The sequence below is a fragment of the Microbacterium sp. MM2322 genome, assembly GCF_964186585.1.
Taxonomy (GTDB): domain Bacteria; phylum Actinomycetota; class Actinomycetes; order Actinomycetales; family Microbacteriaceae; genus Microbacterium.
The window spans coordinates 3,053,000-3,070,394 of sequence record NZ_OZ075067.1 but is presented as its reverse complement, the minus strand read 5'-3'; the positions used below and the strand labels follow the sequence as shown (position 1 = coordinate 3,070,394).

Below are 17,395 nucleotides of genomic sequence, written 5' to 3'. Positions count from 1 at the left end.
ACTCGCGCGGCTGAGTCAGTCGGCGTCGTCGGGCTCGAACACGGTCTCGATCGTCGTCTCGAACAGCCGCGCGATGCGGAACGCGAGCGGCAGGCTCGGGTCGAAGCGTCCGCGTTCGATCGAGATGATCGTCTGGCGCGAGACGCCGAGCTCGTCGGCGAGCCGTTGCTGCGACCAGCCGCGGTCCTGACGGAGTGCGGACAGGGTGTTCTGCACGATCAGCCCCGGCGCCGCGCGATCAGATAGCGGATGCCGCAGCTGCCCATCGCGACCACGAGCACGCCGATCAGGGCGATGAGCATGTCGACGCGGATGTTGGTGATGGCGAAGAACGTCGTGCCGAGTCCCGTGATCAGCAGCGTGTCCGAGAACGCGCCCTGCGCGGCCTTGTCGTACCAGGCGCCCTCGATGGACTCCTCGGGCCGGTCGATCGCGCCGCGGAGTGTGTCGCGATCGACGAGGAACACCCACACCAGACCGACGAGGGCGGGGAGGGTGACGACCGTGAAGCCGATGCCCACCACGAACGGCGGGGTGGGAGCGTCCCACGTCGCGGCGGCGATGACGCCGACCACAGCGGCGAGCACGAGGCCGGCCGGGATCGCGATCGCCATCGCGGGGGTGCGGCTGCCGCCGCGGAGGCGACCCCACCGAGTGCGGTCGAGCTCCGGCGCGGTTCCGTCGGTGTCGGTCATGATGCCCTCCCAGGTGTCAAGGTCGCTTTACTGTAAAGCAACCTTGACACAGCCGAGGCGGGCGGCGCAAATGCGACGTCAGAGGCGTCGCGCCGCGGTGAGGTCGATGACGAAGAGCGCGGCGCCCTGGATGACGATGGCGAGACCGTGTCCGCGGGCATCCGCGGGGCTCAGGCGCCCGCCGAACGAGGGGGTCCGCGCCGCGAGGTGCCCACCGGTGGCGACGTAACCGACGTCGAGGGCCGAGTTGACGAGGAGGATGCGGCGCAGCATCCGCTTCTTCGGGACGCTCGGCTGTCGGCGGGTGAACGCCGCGAGGCCGGCGTCGATCGCCCCCCACATCAACGTCTGCACGCCGAACGCGCGGGTGCGGGGGAACAGCGCGAGCGCGCCTCCGATGACGACGGATGCCGTGCCCCACCGGGTCAGGCGGTGGACGACGGTGCCGGTGACGCTCTTCGCGGATGCCATGGCTCCATGATGAGGGAGCTCCGGCGCGGAGAGGCCGTTCGCCCGTCTCGAAGCGCGCCACCGCACGGCGTGTCGTGACAGGCGAAGCGGGACTCAGGCAGCGCGGGATGCCGCGAGGGTGCGCCCGGCGTCGACGGCGGCCTGCTCTGCGCCGGCCTTCAGCTCCGCCGCAGCGTCCGTGAAGGCGTCGAGCGCCGGGTTGACCCCGACCAGGGTGAACGGGCGGTGGACGACGGTGAGGTCGAGACCCCAGACATCCTCGAAGACCCGGCGGAGCCACCCGGTCGAGTGGTCCCAGCCCTCGCGCGGGCTGCCGGGCTCGTAGTTGCCGCCGAGGACGGTCACCAGCGTCGCCGGCTTGCCGCGGAGCGCCGTTCCCTGCGGGTCGATGCGCGGGTCGGTGTACGCGAGATCGAACCAGGTCTTCACGTGCTGCGAGACGCCGTAGTTGTAAAGGGGCACGGTGAACAGCAGCGCATCGGCGTCGATCAGCTCGTCGGCGAGGCGCGTGCGCAGCGCGATCGCCTCGCGCTGCCCGTCGGTCTGCTGGTCGGCCGGCGTGAAACCGGAAGTCACCGAGTCGCGCCACGCGGTCGCGACGATCGGGTCGGCGGCGACGTCGCGTCGGACGACGGTCGACGACGGGTGGGCGGCGAGCCACTCCGCTTCGACGAGGTCACCGAGCTCGCGGCTGGCGGACGTGGCGGGCAGGATGCTGGCATCCAGGCGGAACAGGGTCATGTGCTTCTCCGATCAGAGTGACTATGGAAAACATAGCGGCTTCGGGAACGCTAGCACGCCTACGATGGAGGCATGGCCGATGATCACGACGCGCGACAGTGCGATGCCGCGGTCTCGCACGCGTTCTCGGTCCTCGGCAAACGCTGGAACGGCATGATCCTCGACGTCCTCGGCGAGGGCGAACTCTCCTTCTCGGGAGTGCGCCGTGCCGTCTCGGGCATCAGCGACGCCGTCCTGTCCGACCGGCTCACCGAACTCTCCGACGCCGGCCTCATCGCGCGTCAGGTCGCGCCGGGCCCACCTGTCGCCGTCACTTATGCGCTCACCGAGGCGGGGTGTCGGCTCGTGCCGATCCTGAATCAGCTCGGCGAATGGGCAGAGGGCAACCTCCTCCGTCGCTGAGCCCTGTCGCTCTCCGGCAGGCCGACCTAGACTGACCGGCACCGCTCCTTCGACGATGATCGGAGCTTCATGACGTCGCCGTGGTCCGCCCGGACCGAGGTCGCACCCGCCACCTCGCGCCTGCTCATCGAGCGCGCCCACGAGGAGCTGCTCGCCGGCAATTCCGGGGACGCCCGGCTGGCGGACGTCCGCCCGCTCGTGCGCGAGTCCTGGCGTCGATCGCTGGCCTCGTCCGCCGCCGCCGAGGGGCTTCCCCGACTCGACATGACGGCGGAGGAGCTCGAGGCGTACCGCCGCGCGCACCCGTTGGCGTCGGTCATGGAGATGGTGCGGTCGCTCCTGCTCCCGGGATCGGCCGAGGAATCCGGGGTGGTCGTCGCGGTCGGGGATGCCTCGGGCCGCCTCCTCTGGGTCGAGGGAGATCGCGGCATCCGAACCCTAACCGGCGACATGGGCTTCGTCGCCGGAGCCGACTGGGCCGAGGCATCCGTCGGCACTTCGGCACCGGGCACCGCGCTCGCTCTCGATCGCGCGGTGCAGATCCGGCAGGCCGAGCACTTCAACCGGTTCGTGCAGCCGTGGTCGTGCACCGCGGCGCCCGTCCACGACCCCGAGACGCGGCGGCTGCTCGGCGTCATCGACGTGACCGGCGGGCCGGAGGCCGTGACCCCGCAGGCGCAGCTGCTCGTCGATGCCACGGCGCGCGCGGTCGAGAGCGAGCTGCTCGTCGGCCGGCTCCGCTCGCGTGCCGCGGCGCCGAGGCGGGCCCCCCGTCGGCCGGCGCCTGCGCACGCCGCTCTGCGTGTGCTCGGGCGCGACCGCGCGCTGCTCGAGACGTCGGGGGATGCCGCGGCATCCGTCGTCGAGCTCAGCGCGAGGCACGCCGAGATCCTGCTCATGCTCGCCACCCACCGCGAAGGTCTGTCGGCCGAGGCGCTCGCCGAGCTCGTCTACGGGGACGCGTCGGTCGAGACGCTCCGGCCCGAGATGGTCCGGCTGCGGAAGGTGCTCGACAAGCGCGCACCGCACCTCGTGCCGCTCTCGCGGCCGTACCGGCTGCCCATCGATCTCGAAACCGATGTGCAGCACGTCGTCTCGCTGCTCGATCGCGGAGCGCACCGCGTCGCGCTCGCCGCCTACCCCGGAGCGGTGCTGCCCGAATCGGTCGCGCCGGGCGTTGAGGAGCTGCGGGCCTCCGTGCGGGCCGCTCTCCGCGAGACGCTCCTGGCCGAAGCCGGCGTTGACGTGCTGCTCGCCTACGCCGACACAGTCGAGGGCGCAGAGGATGCCGAGGTGCTGCGCCTGTGCCTGGCGATGCTCCCCGCCCGCTCGCCGCGGCGCGCAGGGCTCGTGGCCCGCATCGAGGCGCTCGGCGCCTGACCCGCTGGCACTCTCTCCTGTCGCAATCTGCAGCGCCTCGCGGCGTGTTGTGACAGGGGAGCGTCGGGGTGGCGCGGGGGGGCTGGCGAGGGGATGCCGGGGCGCAACCCGATGCAACGTCGGGCGGCGTAGCGTGCCGCGCATTCCGACTGCGGCGAAGTCGCCGCATCCATGTCCGTCGAAGGAGACAGCATGACCATCGTCGAAGAGGGCGTCTCGAGCGCCTACGCCGCACCCGGCCAGCGAGGCTCGGTCGCCGAGTACCGTGCGCGCTACGGCCACTACATCGGGGGCGAGTTCGTCGAGCCCGTGAAGGGCCAGTACTTCGAGAACATCACCCCCGTCACCGGCAAGCCGTTCTGCGAGGTCGGCCGCGGCACCGTCGAGGACATCGACCGTGCCGTCGAGGTCGCCTGGCAGGCGTTCGCGTCGTGGCGGAAGACGACGCCCGCCGAGCGCGCCGTCATCCTCAACAAGATCGCCGACCGCATCGAGCAGAACCTCGAGAAGATCGCCGTCGCCGAGACGTGGGAGAACGGCAAGCCCGTCCGCGAGACGCTGGCCGCCGACATCCCGCTCGCCGCCGACCACTTCCGCTACTTCGCGGGGGTCCTCCGTGCACAGGAGGGCACGCTCAGCCAGCTCGACGAGGACACGGTGGCCTATCACTTCCACGAGCCGCTGGGAGTGGTGGGGCAGATCATCCCCTGGAACTTCCCGATCCTCATGGCGACGTGGAAGCTCGCCCCCGCGCTCGCGGCGGGCAACTGCGTCGTGCTGAAGCCGGCCGAGCAGACCCCGGCATCCATCCTGTTCCTGTTCGAGATCATCGGCGACCTGCTGCCCGCGGGCGTCGTGAACATCGTCAACGGGTTCGGCATCGAAGCGGGCGCCCCGCTCGCATCGCACAAGCGCATCCGCAAGATCGCGTTCACCGGCGAGACGACCACCGGGCGCCTGATCATGCAGTACGCCTCGCAGAACCTCATCCCCGTCACCCTCGAACTCGGCGGCAAGAGCCCCAACCTGTTCTTCGAGGACGTCGCTAGCCGCACCGACGACGCGTACTACGACAAGGCGCTCGAGGGCTTCACGATGTTCGCCCTCAACCAGGGCGAAGTCTGCACCTGTCCGTCGCGGTCCCTCATCCAGCGCTCGATCTACGACTCGTTCCTGTCTGACGGCCTCGAGCGCGTGGGCAAGGTCGTGCAGGGCAACCCGCTCGACCCCGCGACGATGATCGGAGCCCAGGCATCCAACGATCAGCTCGAGAAGATCCTCAGCTACATCGACATCGGAAAGCAGGGCGGCGCGAAGCTCCTTACCGGTGGCGAGCGGGTCGACCTCGGCGGTGACCTCAGCGGCGGCTACTACGTCGCGCCGACCGTGTTCGAGGGCACGAACGACATGCGCATCTTCCAGGAGGAGATCTTCGGTCCGGTCCTGTCGGTCACGAGCTTCGACGACTTCGACGACGCCATCTCGATCGCGAACGACACCCTGTACGGGCTCGGCGCCGGCGTCTGGAGCCGTTCCGGCACCACCGCGTACCGCGCGGGACGTGCCATCGAGGCGGGCCGCGTCTGGACGAACACATATCACCAGTACCCCGCACACGCGGCGTTCGGCGGGTACAAGCAGTCCGGAATCGGGCGGGAGAACCACCTCAAGATGCTCGATCACTACCAGCAGACGAAGAACCTGCTCGTGTCCTACGCCGAGGGCGCGATGGGCTTCTTCTGAACCGTCACCCCATGACCGACACCACCTACAGCAGGGTCGCCGTCTCGGACGAGGCGGCGGCTCTGCTGCGCACCCTGACCGCGCAGCACGGCCCGCTGATGTTCCATCAGTCGGGGGGATGCTGCGACGGCAGCTCTCCCATGTGCTTTCCCGTCGGCATGTTCCTCACCGGACCGGGCGACGTGAAGCTGGGCGACATCGACGCGGGCATCGACGATCCGATCGAGGTCTACATGTCGGCATCCCAGTTCGAGTACTGGAAGTACACGCACCTCACCATCGACGTCGTGCCAGGCCGGGGTGCGGGGTTCTCGGTCGAGGGCCCGACCGGGATGCGGTTCCTCATCCGCTCTCGGATGCTCACCGCCGACGAGCTCACCGCCTTCGGATTGTCCTGACCCTGCAGACAGTGATGCGCCCCCATCCGAGTCGGACGGGGGCGCATCACTGTCGTGCGGGGATCAGCCGTTGCAGGCCTCGCCGATCTTTCCTGCGGCGTCGGTGAACGACGACACGCCCGTGGTGATCTCCTGTGCGGCGGCCTTGACGCCTTCTTTGTCCTTCGCATCGACGGCGTCGCTGATCTTGACGAAGACCGTCTCGAACTCGCCCCAGGCAGACGAGTAGGACTCGAACGCCGCAGACACCTCCGGGTTGGTCACCTTGCCCGAGATCTCGTCGATCCGGGTGCCGACCTTGGCGAAGGTTTCGCGTGCTGCCGTCGTGTCACCGGACTCCATCGACGCGGTCACGTCGGTGGTGGCGGCGTTGATCTCGTTGCCGAGGTCGGTCAATTCCGTTTGGAGGATGCTGCAGGCCTCGGCGGTGCTCTGGTCACCGGCGGGTGCCTCGCCCTCGGTCGAGGGCGACTGTGCGGCCGGTGCGGAGCTGGCAGGTGCCGACGCGGGGGCGCCGCAACCGGTGAGTGCGAAGAGTGCGAGGGTGGCGACGGCGAAGCCTGCTGAGAGGGTGTGCGTGCGTGACATGTGTGAATCTCCTTGGTGGGCGGCAGACGAGGACACGCACCAGGACGAAGCGCCCCCCGACGATTCACCACGTTAGCCGAGGGCTGTCGGACGTCCGAAGCCGTGGACCGCGACGGGCCGCTGTGCTAGTCGCCCGAGCCGAAGGCAACCGTTCACCCGGGAGCAACCTCCCGGCCACGACCGCTTGTTTGGATCGCGACGTGTCCTCACCGATCGTGACCGTCATCCTTCCGGCGAAAGACGCCGGTCCCTACATCGGCACGACCATCACGACCCTCGGGCGTCAGTTCCAGGACCCCGGACGACTGCGCCTCGTCGTCATCGACGACGGTTCGACGGACGACACCCGGGTCCAGGTCCAGCACTTCGCCCGCGACATGCCGAACGTCGAGATCATCTCGAACCCGCAGCCGGTCGGTCTCGCTGCGGCCCGCAACCAAGGACTCGAGCACGTCGACACGGAGTTCTTCGCCTTCGTCGACGGTGACGACTGGATGCACCCCGAGCGTCTCGAAAGCCTCGTCGACTCGATGCGGCGATTGGACTGCGACTTCGTCCGGACGGACCACGTCACCGACACCGACGGCCGCCGTCGGCTGATGCGGGCGCCGCACGCCTGGCGCGGCCGCGTCGTCCCGCCGCGAGAGGCGATCCTGCCCGCGGATGAGACGACCATGGTCGACTACCCCTATGCCTGGGCGGGCATGTTCCACCGCCGTGTCCTCGATCAGGGGCTCGCGCACTTCGAACCCGGCCTCTTCACGGCGGAGGATCGACCCTGGATCTGGCGCCTGCACTTGCGTGCGACGTCGTTCGCGGTGGTCGATGCTCCGGCGATCCTGTACCGGCGCGGCGTGTCGACCTCGCTCACGCAGGTGCTCGACCGTCGTCAGCTCGACTTCCTTCCCGCCTTCGGCGAAGCGGTGCGCGTCGTCGAGGACGACCACGAGGCCGAACGGTTCCTCCCGAAGATCGCCACAACCACGATGTCCGTCTGCGCGTACCACCTCTTCCGGGCTCGGGCGATGTCGACCGCCGACCGCACGGCTCTGCGCAGCGGCATCCGTGATCTTCTGCGAGCCATCCCCGCGGACCAGATCGATCCGGCCCTGCTGCGACTGTCGGATCGGCGACGGCGCATCCTTGCGCGACTCGTGCGCGAGGTCCGCAGCGCATGACGCAGATCTTCGTGCTCAATTCGGCATACGGCCTCATGACGGCGGTGGCCGCAATGGATGCCGGTGCTCTCCCGGCCTCCCCGTCGGGGCGCATCCTCGTTGCGGTCAACGCGGCGATCATCCCCGAGGCCGGTGAGGGAATCGTCGACGCACCGCACCTCGCGAGCCTGCGGGCCCGGTTCGACCGGGTCATCGATCTCAACGAACTCCTCGCGCCGGAAAGGCCACCGCACTGGCGGGTCGGCTCGAGCGCGGCCCCGGTGCTGCAGCGTCTCCTGCGGCAGGCGTGGGGCATCGGCGACAGCGAGGTCGAGCTGTTCCTGCAGAGCCCCCAGGTTGCGCCGTCGCGCGTGTTCATCGACGTCTTCGCCGGTGCGCCGGTGTCGATCGTGGGTGACGGTCTCATGACGTACTCGCCGATCCGCAACCGGTGGCCCCACACGGTCGCCGGCCGCGTCGTCGGCGTCGTCTACGCGGATACCGTGCCCGGAGTCGAGCCGCTGCTGTTCGCCGGTACGCCGCGCGTGCCGGTTGCGGCTGCAGCACTCCGCACGGTGATGGAAGAGGTCGCCGCGGCAACGGACGATCCCGACATCGACGCGCTCGACGCTCTCGAGCGACCCGCCCTCGTCCTCGGCCAATACCTCTCGGCGTTGAAGCTCATCTCGCCCGAAGAGGAACTGCAGATGCAGTGCGACATGATCGACCGGGCCCTCGAGTGGGAGCCCGGAGCGATCGTGTTCAAGCCGCATCCGTCCGCCGCTCCCGCACTGATCGACGACCTCGCCGCGCACGCGGCGACCCGCGGCGTCGCCTTCGCCGTCTTCCGCGGCGGCACTCCGGCCGAGGTCCTCGCCCTCCGACTGCCGTTCGTCGGCGCGGTCGCGGGATTCTCCACCGCTCTGCCCACACTGCAGGCGCTGACCGGACTGCCGATCGCCGCCGTCGGCACCGAGGTGCTCCTGCAGCGTCTCACGCCGTTCGAGAACGGCAACCGCATCCCGGTGACGATCATCGATGCGCTCACCCGCACCGATTCCCCGTACCGGGGCGAGCGGATGCAGCATCTCGTCGACGCCGTCGGATTCGCGATGCAGCCCGTCATCGCCGCACACCTCCGCCCCCGCGCCGAGGAGTTCCTCGCGGATGCTCCCGTCGACGAGCGCGACCGCTACTTCGCCCGCACGCGATTGACTTCGCTCGGACTCACGGGCGGCGCGCGCCCGGGGCTGCTCGCCCGCGCCATGGGGACGCAGGGCGCAGCGAGCCGGATCACGGAGGTCCAGTTGGCGATTCGCGGTGCGCAGCGCCGGAGCAGGCGGGCCTGGAAGGCCCTGCGAGGAGGATGACCGTGGCTGACACCGTCGAGACGATCGCGATCATCCCGGCCCGCGGCGGATCCAAAGGCGTGCCCGGCAAGAACGTCGCCCGCGTCGGCGGCATCCCGCTCATCGTCCGCGCGGTGCGCGCCGCGCAGGCATCCGGTGTGATCGACCTCGTCGTGGTCTCGACGGACGACGAGGCCATCGGGGCCGCCGCGCGCGGGGCGGGCGCCCGGGTCGTCGCACGTCCCGCCGACATCTCGGGGGACACGGCCAGCTCCGAGAGTGCGCTCCTTCACGCCCTCGACGCGCTCGCAGCGGAGGGGATCTCCCCGCGGGTGACGGCGTTCCTCCAGGCCACGAGCCCCTTCATCCCCTCGGGCGCGCTGCGCGAGGCCGTCGCCGCCGTCCGTGACGGGCAGGCTGACAGCGCGTTCTCCGCGCGGGAGAGTTACGAGTTCGTCTGGCGACGGGATGCCGACGGTGCTGCGGCCGCGATCGGTCACGACGCCGCGCACCGCCCCCGCCGACAGGACCGCGACCCGCACTTCGTCGAGACCGGCGCGTTCTACGTCTTCACGACCGAGGGATTCCGCGCGGCGAAGCACCGCTTCTTCGGACGCACTGAGATCGTCGAGGTGCCCGAGGCGACCGCGATCGAGATCGACGATCCCGGCCAGCTTCGCGCGGCGCAGGCGCTCGCTCCCCTGGTCGACCCGCCCGAGCCGCTCGCCGCGACGGTCGTCGTGACCGACTTCGACGGCGTCCACACCGACGACACGGCGTGGGTGGATGCCGCCGGCACCGAACACGTCCGCGTGAGCCGCTCCGACGGCATGGGCGTCGCGCTCCTCCGGCGCGCGGGAGTGCCGGTGCTGATCCTGTCGACGGAGCAGAACGCTGTCGTCCGGGCCCGCGCCGAGAAGCTGCAGGTCGAGGTGGTCCACGGAGTTGACGACAAGGCATCCGTTCTCCGTCAGTGGGCAGCCGACCGCGGTGTCGACCTGGCAGAGACGGCCTACCTCGGGAACGACGTCAACGACCTGCCCGCGATGGCGCTGGTGGGGTGGCCGGTCGCGGTCGCCGATGCCCGATCCGAGGTGCTGGCCGCCGCCCGCGTGGTCCTGACGCGCAACGGCGGTGACGGGGCGGTCCGCGAACTCGCCGACCGCGTGCTCGCCGCGCGCTGAGCGCACCCACCCGACAGCCAGTCGTCCGGTCCTCGCCATCCGGGGTTCATCCGTCATTCACGGTCGGAACTCACGCTGAGGACAGCACCGACGAAAGGACTCGCCATGACGGTGACCATCGGAAACCACGTACTCGGCGGCGGACACCCCGTGTACGTCATCGCCGAGATCGGCCTCAACCACAACGGCGATGTCGAGCTGGCCAAGCAGCTCATCGACGTCGCCGCGAACGCCGGCGCCAACGCCGTCAAGTTCCAGAAGCGCACGCCCGAGATCGCGACCCCCGCGCACATGCGCGACACCCTGCGCGAGACGCCGTGGGGAACCATGACGTACCTCGAGTACCGTTACCGCGTCGAGTTCGACCGCGAGCAGTACATCGAGATCGGCGACTACGCGACCATGCGCGGCCTCGACTGGTTCGCGTCCCCGTGGGACGTGCCGAGTGTGGAGTTCCTCGAGGACCTGGGCGTCGTCGCCCACAAGGTCGCCTCGGCGAGCCTCACCGACATCGAGCTGCTCGAGGCCCTGCGGGCCACCGGCAAGCCCGTCATCCTCTCGACCGGGATGTCGACGATCGACCAGATCGACCGCGCCCTCGAGGTCCTCGGCACCGACCGGACGGTCCTCATGCACGCGACGTCGACCTACCCGATGGAGCCCGAAGAGGCGAACATCAAGATGATCGCGTCGCTGCGCGACCGTTACGCCGGTATCCCCGTCGGCTACTCCGGACACGAGCGGGGTCTGCAGATCTCCCTCGCCGCCGTCTCGCTCGGCGCCGTCGCGGTGGAGCGTCACATCACCCTCGACCGCACGATGTGGGGCTCCGACCACGCGGCCTCGCTCGAGCCCGCGGGACTCGAGCACCTCGTCCGCGACATCCGTGTCATCGAGACGGCCCTCGGCGACGGCGTCAAGCGCATCTACGACGGTGAGCTCGCGCCGATGGCGAAGCTGCGCCGCGTTCCGGCCTGATCATGCGTGGTGACCGTCCGGGACGCATGCGCGTCGTCGCGATCGCCGACGCCGACTCCTTCGTGAAGTGGTCGGCGGCGCTCATCGACTCCGCGCCGTCGGTGGATCCGCACCTGCTGCTCGTGCAGACGCCGCTCGTGGTGAGCGCCGCTCAGGAGCATGCCGCGTTGGCGGGCACCGGCATCCGTCCCGAGGCGGTCACCCGTATCGCGTACGACGACGTCGCCGACTGGCTCACGAAGGACCGGCCCGACGTCGTCGTGATCGGCGGTCGTGGTCCCTTCGTGCGGCTCGTGATCCGTCAGATCGACCGTGTCACCCCGCGTCCGGTCGTCGTCTCGGGGCTGCCCGGGATGTCGATTCCCGCCCAGCGTGGTGCGGCCCTGTACCGCCGCCACTGCGATCTGATGATCGTCCACTCCCGGCGCGAGCAGCGAGCGTTCGCCAAGCTTGCCGAGCGGCTCGGTCTGAAGATGCGCCTCGGCCTCGCGACGCTGCCCTACGCCCGGCCCGCGCACGAATCCGCCGGCGGCACCGACCTCGTCTTCGCCGCGCAGGCGATCGTGCCGCGCGAGCCCGAGGAGCGTCGCCAGCTCGCCGACATCCTCCGCGCAGCGGCGCTCGCCGACCCGTCGCGTCGCGTCGTCCTGAAGCTCCGCTCGCGTCCGGAGCTCGGCGAGACCGAGACGCACTTCGAGCGCACCGGACTCACCGACCTGCTGCGGGACCGGCCCGACAACCTCGTCTTCTCGCACGAGCCGATGTCCCGCGCCCTCGAGACCGCCGAAGGGCTCGTCACCGTCAGCTCCACCGCCGCGATCGAGGCGATGGCGGCGGGCGTCCCCGTCATCGCACTCACGACGTTCGGCGTCTCAAAAGCTCACCTCAACACCGTCTTCAGCGGCAGCGGCGTGCAGGGAAGTGCCGACGACGTGATCGCGCGCCGGTTCCGGCATCCTCGCCCCGAATGGCTGGCCGACAACTACTTCCACGACCCGAGCGAATCCACCTGGTGGAAAGAGGTCGAACGCCTCGTCGACCTCCGCCGGCGCGGCGCGTTGGCGCCCCGTGTGGTGCCGATCGCGCGCGGCGGGATGCTGCACGAGGCGTGGCAGCGCAAGGCGGTCCTCGGATCGGAGGACCACACCGTCACGGGTGCCGTCGCGCTCGCGGTGGGCAAGCCGCTGGTCTGGGCGATTCTCACCGCCCGCAAGGTGCTCGGTCGCCGCGGGGCGGAAAGCTGGTCCGACGCCGGCAGCGACATCACCGTGACGCCGGCCCAGTATCAGGACCCGATCGTGCGTCCGCGCCGTTCCGTCCTCGCCACCGCCGTCATCGACTGAATATCGCGTCGAGGAGCCCGCTCTGCGCGGCGAACCCGAGTGCAGCGATCACGACGATGATGATCGCCGCCCAGGGGATGCCTGCCTTCAGGCGTCTCCCGCCCGGCGCGACGCCCGGCGGCGGTCGCAAGGCCTCGATCGGGGGCGTGAACGGCAGGGAACCGGCGACTCCGCCCGCGGAAGCGGATGCTGCGGCCGCGGCATCCGCCCGCGTCAGCCGGTCGTCGCGCCACCGTTCCCACTGGCCGAGCTTGTCGAACAGCGCGCCGACGACGGAGAACAGCCACGCCCACGTTTGGGGATCGAGCGTGGAGAAATCGCGTTTGGCGTAGAGAAACAGCCAGTCGTCGACGATCTCGACGTCGAGCTGGGCGGCGTTGTCGATGAACCGCGCCATGATGTCGGGCGTGAACAGGTACAGGGCGTCCTGCTCGTAGCCCTCGGGGCAGTAGAGGGCGAAGTGCTTGTCGAAATCGCCCTCGAGCCGGAGCCGCTGATCCTTGTCGAACGTCTGCGGGAGGTTCGAGCCGAACAGGGCGTTGTTGCCCTCGGCGTCGAGGACGATGTGCGGCAGCGGTGTCCCGAGGCGAATGGCGACGTAGCCCCAGTGATGGGTCGTCTGGTTCTTGCCCGACCCCGTCGTGTACCGGTAGTTGGCGAACTCGACGAGCCGAGGCTTCTCGCCTCGAAGGATGTCCTTCGCCCTCCGCGAGTGTCCGTGCGAGAAGATCATGCCCGGAAGGGGCGGGTCGGATGCCTCGGGGTACCAGGTCATCCCGTTCGCCTGCGCGAAGTGATCGAGACGGTACGCGCGCTCCGCCGAGCCGCGGATGCCGCGAACGATGAGCGCGCCCGCGCCGAGCCCGATCACGCCGAGGATGACGACGGGTCCGATCGCGCCCAGGATGTTGCCGCCGCCGGCCGCCGTCGATGCGATGAAGCCACCGACCATGCTGATCGTGAAAGCCGCGAAGATCACGGCGATGACTCCACCGATGACGATCGCGACGACGCCGGACCCCCCGGGTGCCCGCCCGGACGCGGCGAGCTGCTTGCGGTAGGCGGCGACCGTCGCGCGGTCGACCGGATCGGTGAGGGGGCGCGCGTCGAACTCCATGCGGCCACGGTACTGGGACACGCCCCGCGGTGCCCGCTCCCGGTGTCGTCAGCGGCCGAACAGGGAGTTCATCACTCCGCTTTGCATGGCGATCCAGATGATGAGGAATCCTGCGGCGATGATGATGGTCGCCCACGGGACGGTCGTCTTCAGCCGTCGGCCGCCCGGGGCCACCCCGGGCGGTGGCCGCAACGCCTCGACCGGAGGGGTGAACGGCAGAGCGCCGGACGTGCCGACGACGGGAGCGGATGCCGCCGCCCCGGCGGCCTGCGTCGTCAGCCGGTCGTCACGCCACCGCTCCCACTGCGCGAGCTTGTCCATCAGCGCACCGACGACCGAGAACAGCCACCCCCACGTTCGAGGATCGAGAGTGGAGAAATCGCGCCTGCCATAAAGGAAGAGCCAGTCGTCGACGATCTCGACGTCGAGCTGGGCGGCGTTGTCGATGAACCGCGCCATGATGTCGGGCGTGAACAGGTAGAGCGCGTCCTGCTCGTAGCCCTCTGGGCAGTAGAGCGAGAAGTATGTGTTGAAGTCGCCCTCGAGGCTGAGCCGCTGGTGCTTGTCGAAGGTCTGCGGCAGGTTCGTGCCCAGGAAGGTGTTGTTGCCCTCGGCATCCAGCACGATGTGGGGCAGCGGCGTCCCGAGGCGGATCGCGACGTAGCCCCAGCGGTGAGTGGTGCGGTTCTTGCCCGACCCGGTCGTGTACCGGTAGTTCCCGAACTCGACCAGGCGAGGCTGCTCGCCGCGCAGGATGTCGGTCGCCGTCCGGGAACTGCCCAGCGTGAAGATCATTCCCGGCAGGGGCGGGTTGGATGCCTGCGGGTACCAGGTCATCCCGTTCGCGCGCGCGAAGTGGTCGAGGCGGTACCAGCGAACGGCGCCGCCCCGGTACGCCTTCACGATGAGGGCGATCGCACCGGCGGCGATCAGTCCCACGACGGCCACGATCCCGAAGGAACCGCCGGCGGTCGGGGGATCCCCCTCGAAGAACGGGGCGAATACGAGTCGGAAGATGAGGTTGACGACGATGAGCCCGAAGACCCCGGCAACGGCGACGATGAGGCATCCCGCCGCCCAGCCTGCGGTCTTCGGCGCGCGTCCCGTTGACAAGAGCTGCCTGCGGTGCGCCCGCGCCGTGGCCCCGTCGACGGGCTCGGTCAGGGGTCGCGCGTCGAAGGCGGGGGTGCTCATGCGGCCACGGTACCGAAAGCGCCACCCCGCGAGAGATCGTGCTCGCGGGGTGGCGTCGGGTGCCCGTTCTGTGCCAGCGGCCGGGTGTCAGCCAGCGTGGGCCGCGCGCACGTCGACGACCCACGTCACGCCGAAGCGGTCGGTGAGCATGCCGAAGCCGGCGCTCCACGGCGACGCGGCGAGTGGCTCGATGACCGTCGCGCCGTCGGCGAGGGACTCCCAGCGTGCGGCGACCTCGTCGAGGGTGTCGCCCTGCAGCGAGACGAAGAAGGCGCGGTCGGTGATCGTGGCGCCGTTCTCGCGGCGGGTCGAACCGGCCACGGCCTCGGCGCCCCGCTTCTCGCCCGGGACGTCGTACGCCATCAGGCGGAAGCCGTCCGCCGCGACGAGGATGCCGAACACGACCTTCTCGGCGCCGGGCGCCTCGGCGGGCATGCCGACCTGCGCGTACGTCGTCACCGAGACGGTGCCGTCGAACACGCGGCCGTAGAACTCGAGCGCGGCGCGGGCGTCGCCGTGGAAGTTGAGGTGCGTGGTGGTGGAGAGGGTCATCGTGGTCCTTCGGTCGGTGGCTGTCTGCCGGGATCCACTCTTCGCCGCGTAGAGGACCGTTTCTGTCCGCTTCTCGAGCAGGATGGAGGAATGTCGTCGCCGTCGCACCGGATGCTGGATCTGCTGTCCGTCCTGCAGTCGCGCCGCGACTGGGGAGGCCAGGAACTCGCCGACCGGCTCGGGGTGACCGTCCGCACGGTCCGCCGGGACGTCGACCGGCTGCGGGAGCTCGGCTACGCGATCACGGCGGCGAAGGGCCCGTACGGCGGGTACCGACTGAGCCCGGGCGACGAACTGCCACCCCTCCTCTTCGACGACGAGCAGGCCGTGGCCATCGCCGTCGCGCTGCAGTCGGCATCCGGAGTCGACATCACGGATGCCGCGGCCCGAGCCCTCGCGACGCTGCGGCAGGTCATGCCGTCGCACCTGCGCCACCGCATCGACGGGATCCGGTTCGAGACGGGGCCGCCGGCCGAGCAGGTCGCGACCGCCGCGCTCGAAGCGGTGAGCGTCGCCGCACGCGAGCGCCGGACGCTGCGCTTCGACTACGGCGACGACGCCGATCGGCCCGCCCGGCACGCGGAACCGCACGCCGTCGTCGCTCGCGACGGACGCTGGTACGTGGTCGCGTGGGACAGGGATGCCGCGGACTGGCGCATCCTCCGGCTCGACCGGCTGCGGCCCCGCCAGGGCGGCGGGGTCCCGTTCGAGCCGCGCGAGATCCCGACGGGGGATGCGCAGACGTATCTCGCGGCCAGGTTCAAGGGATCCGAGACGGCGGACCGGTGGCCCGTGACGGGAGAGATCACCCTGCCGCTGCCGGCTCGGCGGATCGCACCCTGGCTCGGCGACGCCGAGCTCGCGGAGCGCCCGGACGGCACGTGCGTCGTGCGGATCGGGTCGTGGTCGTGGGCGGGGGTGCTCGCCTGGGCGCTGCGGTTCGACGTGCCGTTCGAGGTCGTCGGCCCACCGGAGTTGGCCGCCGCGGCGGCCGAGGTGGGGAGCCGGATGGCGGCGTCCGTGACCGGGCCGGTCATCCGCTAGACTGTTGTGGTTGTCCGTCTGCGCTCATGCGCGGAATCACGGACACGTGCATCAACCCTCCTGATGCCGGGAAATGCTCGGCATCCGTTCTAGTCCGAAGGAGGTGGGTTAGTGACGCACATCCACCAGTACGAACTCATGGTCATCCTCGACCCCGAGATCGACGAGCGCCAGGTCGCTCCCAAGCTCGACGGTTTCCTCAAGGTCATCACCGCAGACGGTGGCTCCATTGAGAACGTCGACGTCTGGGGCAAGCGCCGTCTCGCCTACGAGATCCAGAAGAAGAACGAGGGCATCTACGCCGTCGTCAACTTCACCGCCACGAGCGAGGCCACGCAGGAGCTCGACCGTCAGCTCAAGCTGAACGAGCAGATCATGCGTACCAAGGTCCTCCGCGCAGAAGAGGCGATCGCTCTGGTCGCTGCCGAGAAGGAGCGCGCCGACGCCAAGGCCGCCCGCAAGGCTGCGAAGGCATAAGGCTCATGGCCGGCGAGACCATCATCACGGTCGTGGGAAACCTCACGGCGGACCCCGAGCTGCGTTACACGCAGAACGGTCTTCCCGTCGCGAACTTCACGATCGCATCGACGCCGCGCAGCTTCGACCGTCAAGCCAACGAGTGGAAGGACGGCGAAGCGCTGTTCATGCGCGCGTCGGTCTGGCGCGAGTTCGCTGAGCACGTTGCAGGCTCGCTCACCAAGGGCATGCGGGTCGTCGCGACCGGTCGCCTGAAGCAGCGCTCCTACCAGGACCGCGAAGGCAACAACCGCACCGCGATCGAGCTGGAGGTCGACGAGATCGGCCCCTCGCTCCGCTACGCGACTGCCCAGGTCACCCGCGCCGCGTCCAGCGGTGGCAATGGTGGCGGCGGCGGTGGCGGCAGCTTCGGCGGCGGTCAGCAGCAGTCGCGTCCGCAGGTTCAGGCAGACGAGCCCTGGGCGACGCCCGGGACTTCGGCTCCGGACGCCTGGAGCGCGCCCGGGACGAGCTACGGCGACGACACCCCGTTCTGATTCGAATTCCGGATGCCGCGGGCTGCGGCATCCACCTCTCTTAAGG

20 protein-coding genes are annotated in these 17,395 nt (G+C 69.9%); 12 read left to right on the top strand and 8 right to left on the bottom strand.

From position 1 onward, the window contains the following. Nucleotides 1–15: 15 nt before the first annotated feature. The 4 genes from ABQ271_RS14970 to ABQ271_RS14955 form a co-directional block, all read right to left on the bottom strand. A complete protein-coding gene (locus tag ABQ271_RS14970; protein WP_349309510.1) occupies nucleotides 16–216 on the bottom strand; it encodes a helix-turn-helix transcriptional regulator in 201 nt (66 codons plus the stop codon). 2 nt (nucleotides 217–218) lie between these two features. Continuing rightward, nucleotides 219–695 carry a hypothetical protein gene (locus ABQ271_RS14965; protein WP_349309509.1) on the bottom strand — a complete coding sequence of 159 codons (477 nt, stop codon included), beginning with the start codon at nucleotides 693–695 and terminating at the stop codon, nucleotides 219–221. 78 nt (nucleotides 696–773) lie between these two features. Then, a complete protein-coding gene (locus ABQ271_RS14960) occupies nucleotides 774–1,166 on the bottom strand; it encodes a DUF6992 family protein (RefSeq protein WP_349309508.1) in 393 nt (130 codons plus the stop codon). Nucleotides 1,167–1,259: 93 nt separating this feature from the next. Continuing rightward, the gene (locus tag ABQ271_RS14955; RefSeq protein WP_349309507.1) at nucleotides 1,260–1,907 is read right to left on the bottom strand and encodes an NAD(P)H-dependent oxidoreductase; all 648 of its coding nucleotides are present in this window, start codon (nucleotides 1,905–1,907) and stop codon (nucleotides 1,260–1,262) included. A gap of 72 nt (nucleotides 1,908–1,979) precedes the next feature. Between ABQ271_RS14955 and ABQ271_RS14950 the strand changes: the two genes are divergently transcribed. The 4 genes from ABQ271_RS14950 (at nucleotide 1,980) to ABQ271_RS14935 (ending at nucleotide 5,830) form a co-directional block, all read left to right on the top strand. Continuing rightward, complete coding sequence (locus ABQ271_RS14950; protein WP_036311274.1) at nucleotides 1,980–2,309, top strand: helix-turn-helix domain-containing protein; 330 nt, start codon at nucleotides 1,980–1,982, stop codon at nucleotides 2,307–2,309. A gap of 69 nt (nucleotides 2,310–2,378) precedes the next feature. Then, entirely contained in the window at nucleotides 2,379–3,689 is a 1,311-nt protein-coding gene (locus ABQ271_RS14945; RefSeq protein WP_349309506.1) for a GAF domain-containing protein, read from the top strand. Between the two features lie 192 nt (nucleotides 3,690–3,881). After that, nucleotides 3,882–5,432 carry an aldehyde dehydrogenase family protein gene (locus tag ABQ271_RS14940; RefSeq protein WP_349309505.1) on the top strand — a complete coding sequence of 517 codons (1,551 nt, stop codon included), beginning with the start codon at nucleotides 3,882–3,884 and terminating at the stop codon, nucleotides 5,430–5,432. An 11-nt stretch (nucleotides 5,433–5,443) separates the two neighbouring features. Continuing rightward, on the top strand, nucleotides 5,444–5,830 hold the full coding sequence (locus ABQ271_RS14935) for a DUF779 domain-containing protein (protein ID WP_349309504.1): 387 nt from the start codon (nucleotides 5,444–5,446) through the stop codon (nucleotides 5,828–5,830). 63 nt (nucleotides 5,831–5,893) lie between these two features. Here ABQ271_RS14935 and ABQ271_RS14930 read toward each other — a convergent pair whose 3' ends face one another. Next, nucleotides 5,894–6,418, bottom strand: coding sequence for a hypothetical protein (locus tag ABQ271_RS14930; RefSeq protein WP_349309503.1), 525 nt, complete (start codon nucleotides 6,416–6,418; stop codon nucleotides 5,894–5,896). A 200-nt stretch (nucleotides 6,419–6,618) separates the two neighbouring features. Here ABQ271_RS14930 and ABQ271_RS14925 point away from each other — a divergent pair, with 200 nt between their 5' ends. The 5 genes from ABQ271_RS14925 to ABQ271_RS14905 all read left to right on the top strand — a co-directional run bounded on the left by ABQ271_RS14925 (nucleotide 6,619) and on the right by ABQ271_RS14905 (nucleotide 12,429). Beyond that, entirely contained in the window at nucleotides 6,619–7,596 is a 978-nt protein-coding gene (locus ABQ271_RS14925; protein WP_349309502.1) for a glycosyltransferase family 2 protein, read from the top strand. Further along, on the top strand, nucleotides 7,593–8,945 hold the full coding sequence (locus ABQ271_RS14920) for a polysialyltransferase family glycosyltransferase (RefSeq protein WP_349309501.1): 1,353 nt from the start codon (nucleotides 7,593–7,595) through the stop codon (nucleotides 8,943–8,945). The genes ABQ271_RS14925 and ABQ271_RS14920 overlap by 4 nt, the downstream gene beginning before the upstream one ends. Further along, nucleotides 8,942–10,108, top strand: coding sequence for an acylneuraminate cytidylyltransferase (locus ABQ271_RS14915; protein ID WP_349309500.1), 1,167 nt, complete (start codon nucleotides 8,942–8,944; stop codon nucleotides 10,106–10,108). The genes ABQ271_RS14920 and ABQ271_RS14915 overlap by 4 nt, the downstream gene beginning before the upstream one ends. A gap of 105 nt (nucleotides 10,109–10,213) precedes the next feature. Then, a complete protein-coding gene (locus tag ABQ271_RS14910; RefSeq protein WP_349309499.1) occupies nucleotides 10,214–11,086 on the top strand; it encodes an N-acetylneuraminate synthase family protein in 873 nt (290 codons plus the stop codon). Nucleotides 11,087–11,112: 26 nt separating this feature from the next. Then, on the top strand, nucleotides 11,113–12,429 hold the full coding sequence (locus tag ABQ271_RS14905) for a DUF6716 putative glycosyltransferase (RefSeq protein ID WP_349309498.1): 1,317 nt from the start codon (nucleotides 11,113–11,115) through the stop codon (nucleotides 12,427–12,429). Here the strand turns inward: ABQ271_RS14905 and ABQ271_RS14900 are convergent. The 3 genes from ABQ271_RS14900 to ABQ271_RS14890 all read right to left on the bottom strand — a co-directional run bounded on the left by ABQ271_RS14900 (nucleotide 12,419) and on the right by ABQ271_RS14890 (nucleotide 15,292). After that, nucleotides 12,419–13,546, bottom strand: a complete 1,128-nt coding sequence (locus ABQ271_RS14900; protein ID WP_349309497.1) for a hypothetical protein — start codon at nucleotides 13,544–13,546, stop codon at nucleotides 12,419–12,421. The two genes, ABQ271_RS14905 and ABQ271_RS14900, sit on opposite strands and share 11 nt — an antisense overlap. A 48-nt stretch (nucleotides 13,547–13,594) precedes the next feature. Beyond that, entirely contained in the window at nucleotides 13,595–14,740 is a 1,146-nt protein-coding gene (locus tag ABQ271_RS14895; protein WP_349309496.1) for a hypothetical protein, read from the bottom strand. A gap of 87 nt (nucleotides 14,741–14,827) precedes the next feature. Further along, entirely contained in the window at nucleotides 14,828–15,292 is a 465-nt protein-coding gene (locus ABQ271_RS14890) for a VOC family protein (protein WP_349309495.1), read from the bottom strand. A gap of 90 nt (nucleotides 15,293–15,382) precedes the next feature. On the opposite strand from ABQ271_RS14890, the gene ABQ271_RS14885 reads away from it, so the two are divergent. From ABQ271_RS14885 to ABQ271_RS14875, 3 genes are all read left to right on the top strand, one after another. After that, nucleotides 15,383–16,336, top strand: coding sequence for a WYL domain-containing protein (locus ABQ271_RS14885; protein WP_349309494.1), 954 nt, complete (start codon nucleotides 15,383–15,385; stop codon nucleotides 16,334–16,336). A 111-nt stretch (nucleotides 16,337–16,447) separates the two neighbouring features. Beyond that, on the top strand, nucleotides 16,448–16,813 hold the full coding sequence (gene rpsF, locus ABQ271_RS14880; protein ID WP_349309493.1) for a 30S ribosomal protein S6: 366 nt from the start codon (nucleotides 16,448–16,450) through the stop codon (nucleotides 16,811–16,813). Between the two features lie 5 nt (nucleotides 16,814–16,818). Then, complete coding sequence (locus ABQ271_RS14875) at nucleotides 16,819–17,349, top strand: single-stranded DNA-binding protein (protein WP_036311299.1); 531 nt, start codon at nucleotides 16,819–16,821, stop codon at nucleotides 17,347–17,349. Nucleotides 17,350–17,395: the final 46 nt, after the last annotated feature.

What these genes read in the sequence shown, in the direction of transcription:
- ABQ271_RS14885 (WP_349309494.1), top strand. Translation starts at nt 15,383, where the DNA reads ATGTCGTCGCCGTCGCACCGGATGCTGGATCTGCTGTCCGTCCTGCAG.
- ABQ271_RS14920 (WP_349309501.1), top strand. Translation starts at nt 7,593, where the DNA reads ATGACGCAGATCTTCGTGCTCAATTCGGCATACGGCCTCATGACGGCG.
- ABQ271_RS14890 (WP_349309495.1), bottom strand. Translation starts at nt 15,292, where the DNA reads ATGACCCTCTCCACCACCACGCACCTCAACTTCCACGGCGACGCCCGC.
- ABQ271_RS14895 (WP_349309496.1), bottom strand. Translation starts at nt 14,740, where the DNA reads ATGAGCACCCCCGCCTTCGACGCGCGACCCCTGACCGAGCCCGTCGAC.
- ABQ271_RS14950 (WP_036311274.1), top strand. Translation starts at nt 1,980, where the DNA reads ATGGCCGATGATCACGACGCGCGACAGTGCGATGCCGCGGTCTCGCAC.
- ABQ271_RS14905 (WP_349309498.1), top strand. Translation starts at nt 11,113, where the DNA reads ATGCGCGTCGTCGCGATCGCCGACGCCGACTCCTTCGTGAAGTGGTCG.
- ABQ271_RS14940 (WP_349309505.1), top strand. Translation starts at nt 3,882, where the DNA reads ATGACCATCGTCGAAGAGGGCGTCTCGAGCGCCTACGCCGCACCCGGC.
- ABQ271_RS14875 (WP_036311299.1), top strand. Translation starts at nt 16,819, where the DNA reads ATGGCCGGCGAGACCATCATCACGGTCGTGGGAAACCTCACGGCGGAC.
- ABQ271_RS14935 (WP_349309504.1), top strand. Translation starts at nt 5,444, where the DNA reads ATGACCGACACCACCTACAGCAGGGTCGCCGTCTCGGACGAGGCGGCG.
- ABQ271_RS14965 (WP_349309509.1), bottom strand. Translation starts at nt 695, where the DNA reads ATGACCGACACCGACGGAACCGCGCCGGAGCTCGACCGCACTCGGTGG.
- ABQ271_RS14955 (WP_349309507.1), bottom strand. Translation starts at nt 1,907, where the DNA reads ATGACCCTGTTCCGCCTGGATGCCAGCATCCTGCCCGCCACGTCCGCC.
- ABQ271_RS14960 (WP_349309508.1), bottom strand. Translation starts at nt 1,166, where the DNA reads ATGGCATCCGCGAAGAGCGTCACCGGCACCGTCGTCCACCGCCTGACC.
- ABQ271_RS14900 (WP_349309497.1), bottom strand. Translation starts at nt 13,546, where the DNA reads ATGGAGTTCGACGCGCGCCCCCTCACCGATCCGGTCGACCGCGCGACG.
- ABQ271_RS14945 (WP_349309506.1), top strand. Translation starts at nt 2,379, where the DNA reads ATGACGTCGCCGTGGTCCGCCCGGACCGAGGTCGCACCCGCCACCTCG.
- ABQ271_RS14915 (WP_349309500.1), top strand. Translation starts at nt 8,942, where the DNA reads ATGACCGTGGCTGACACCGTCGAGACGATCGCGATCATCCCGGCCCGC.
- ABQ271_RS14930 (WP_349309503.1), bottom strand. Translation starts at nt 6,418, where the DNA reads ATGTCACGCACGCACACCCTCTCAGCAGGCTTCGCCGTCGCCACCCTC.
- ABQ271_RS14910 (WP_349309499.1), top strand. Translation starts at nt 10,214, where the DNA reads ATGACGGTGACCATCGGAAACCACGTACTCGGCGGCGGACACCCCGTG.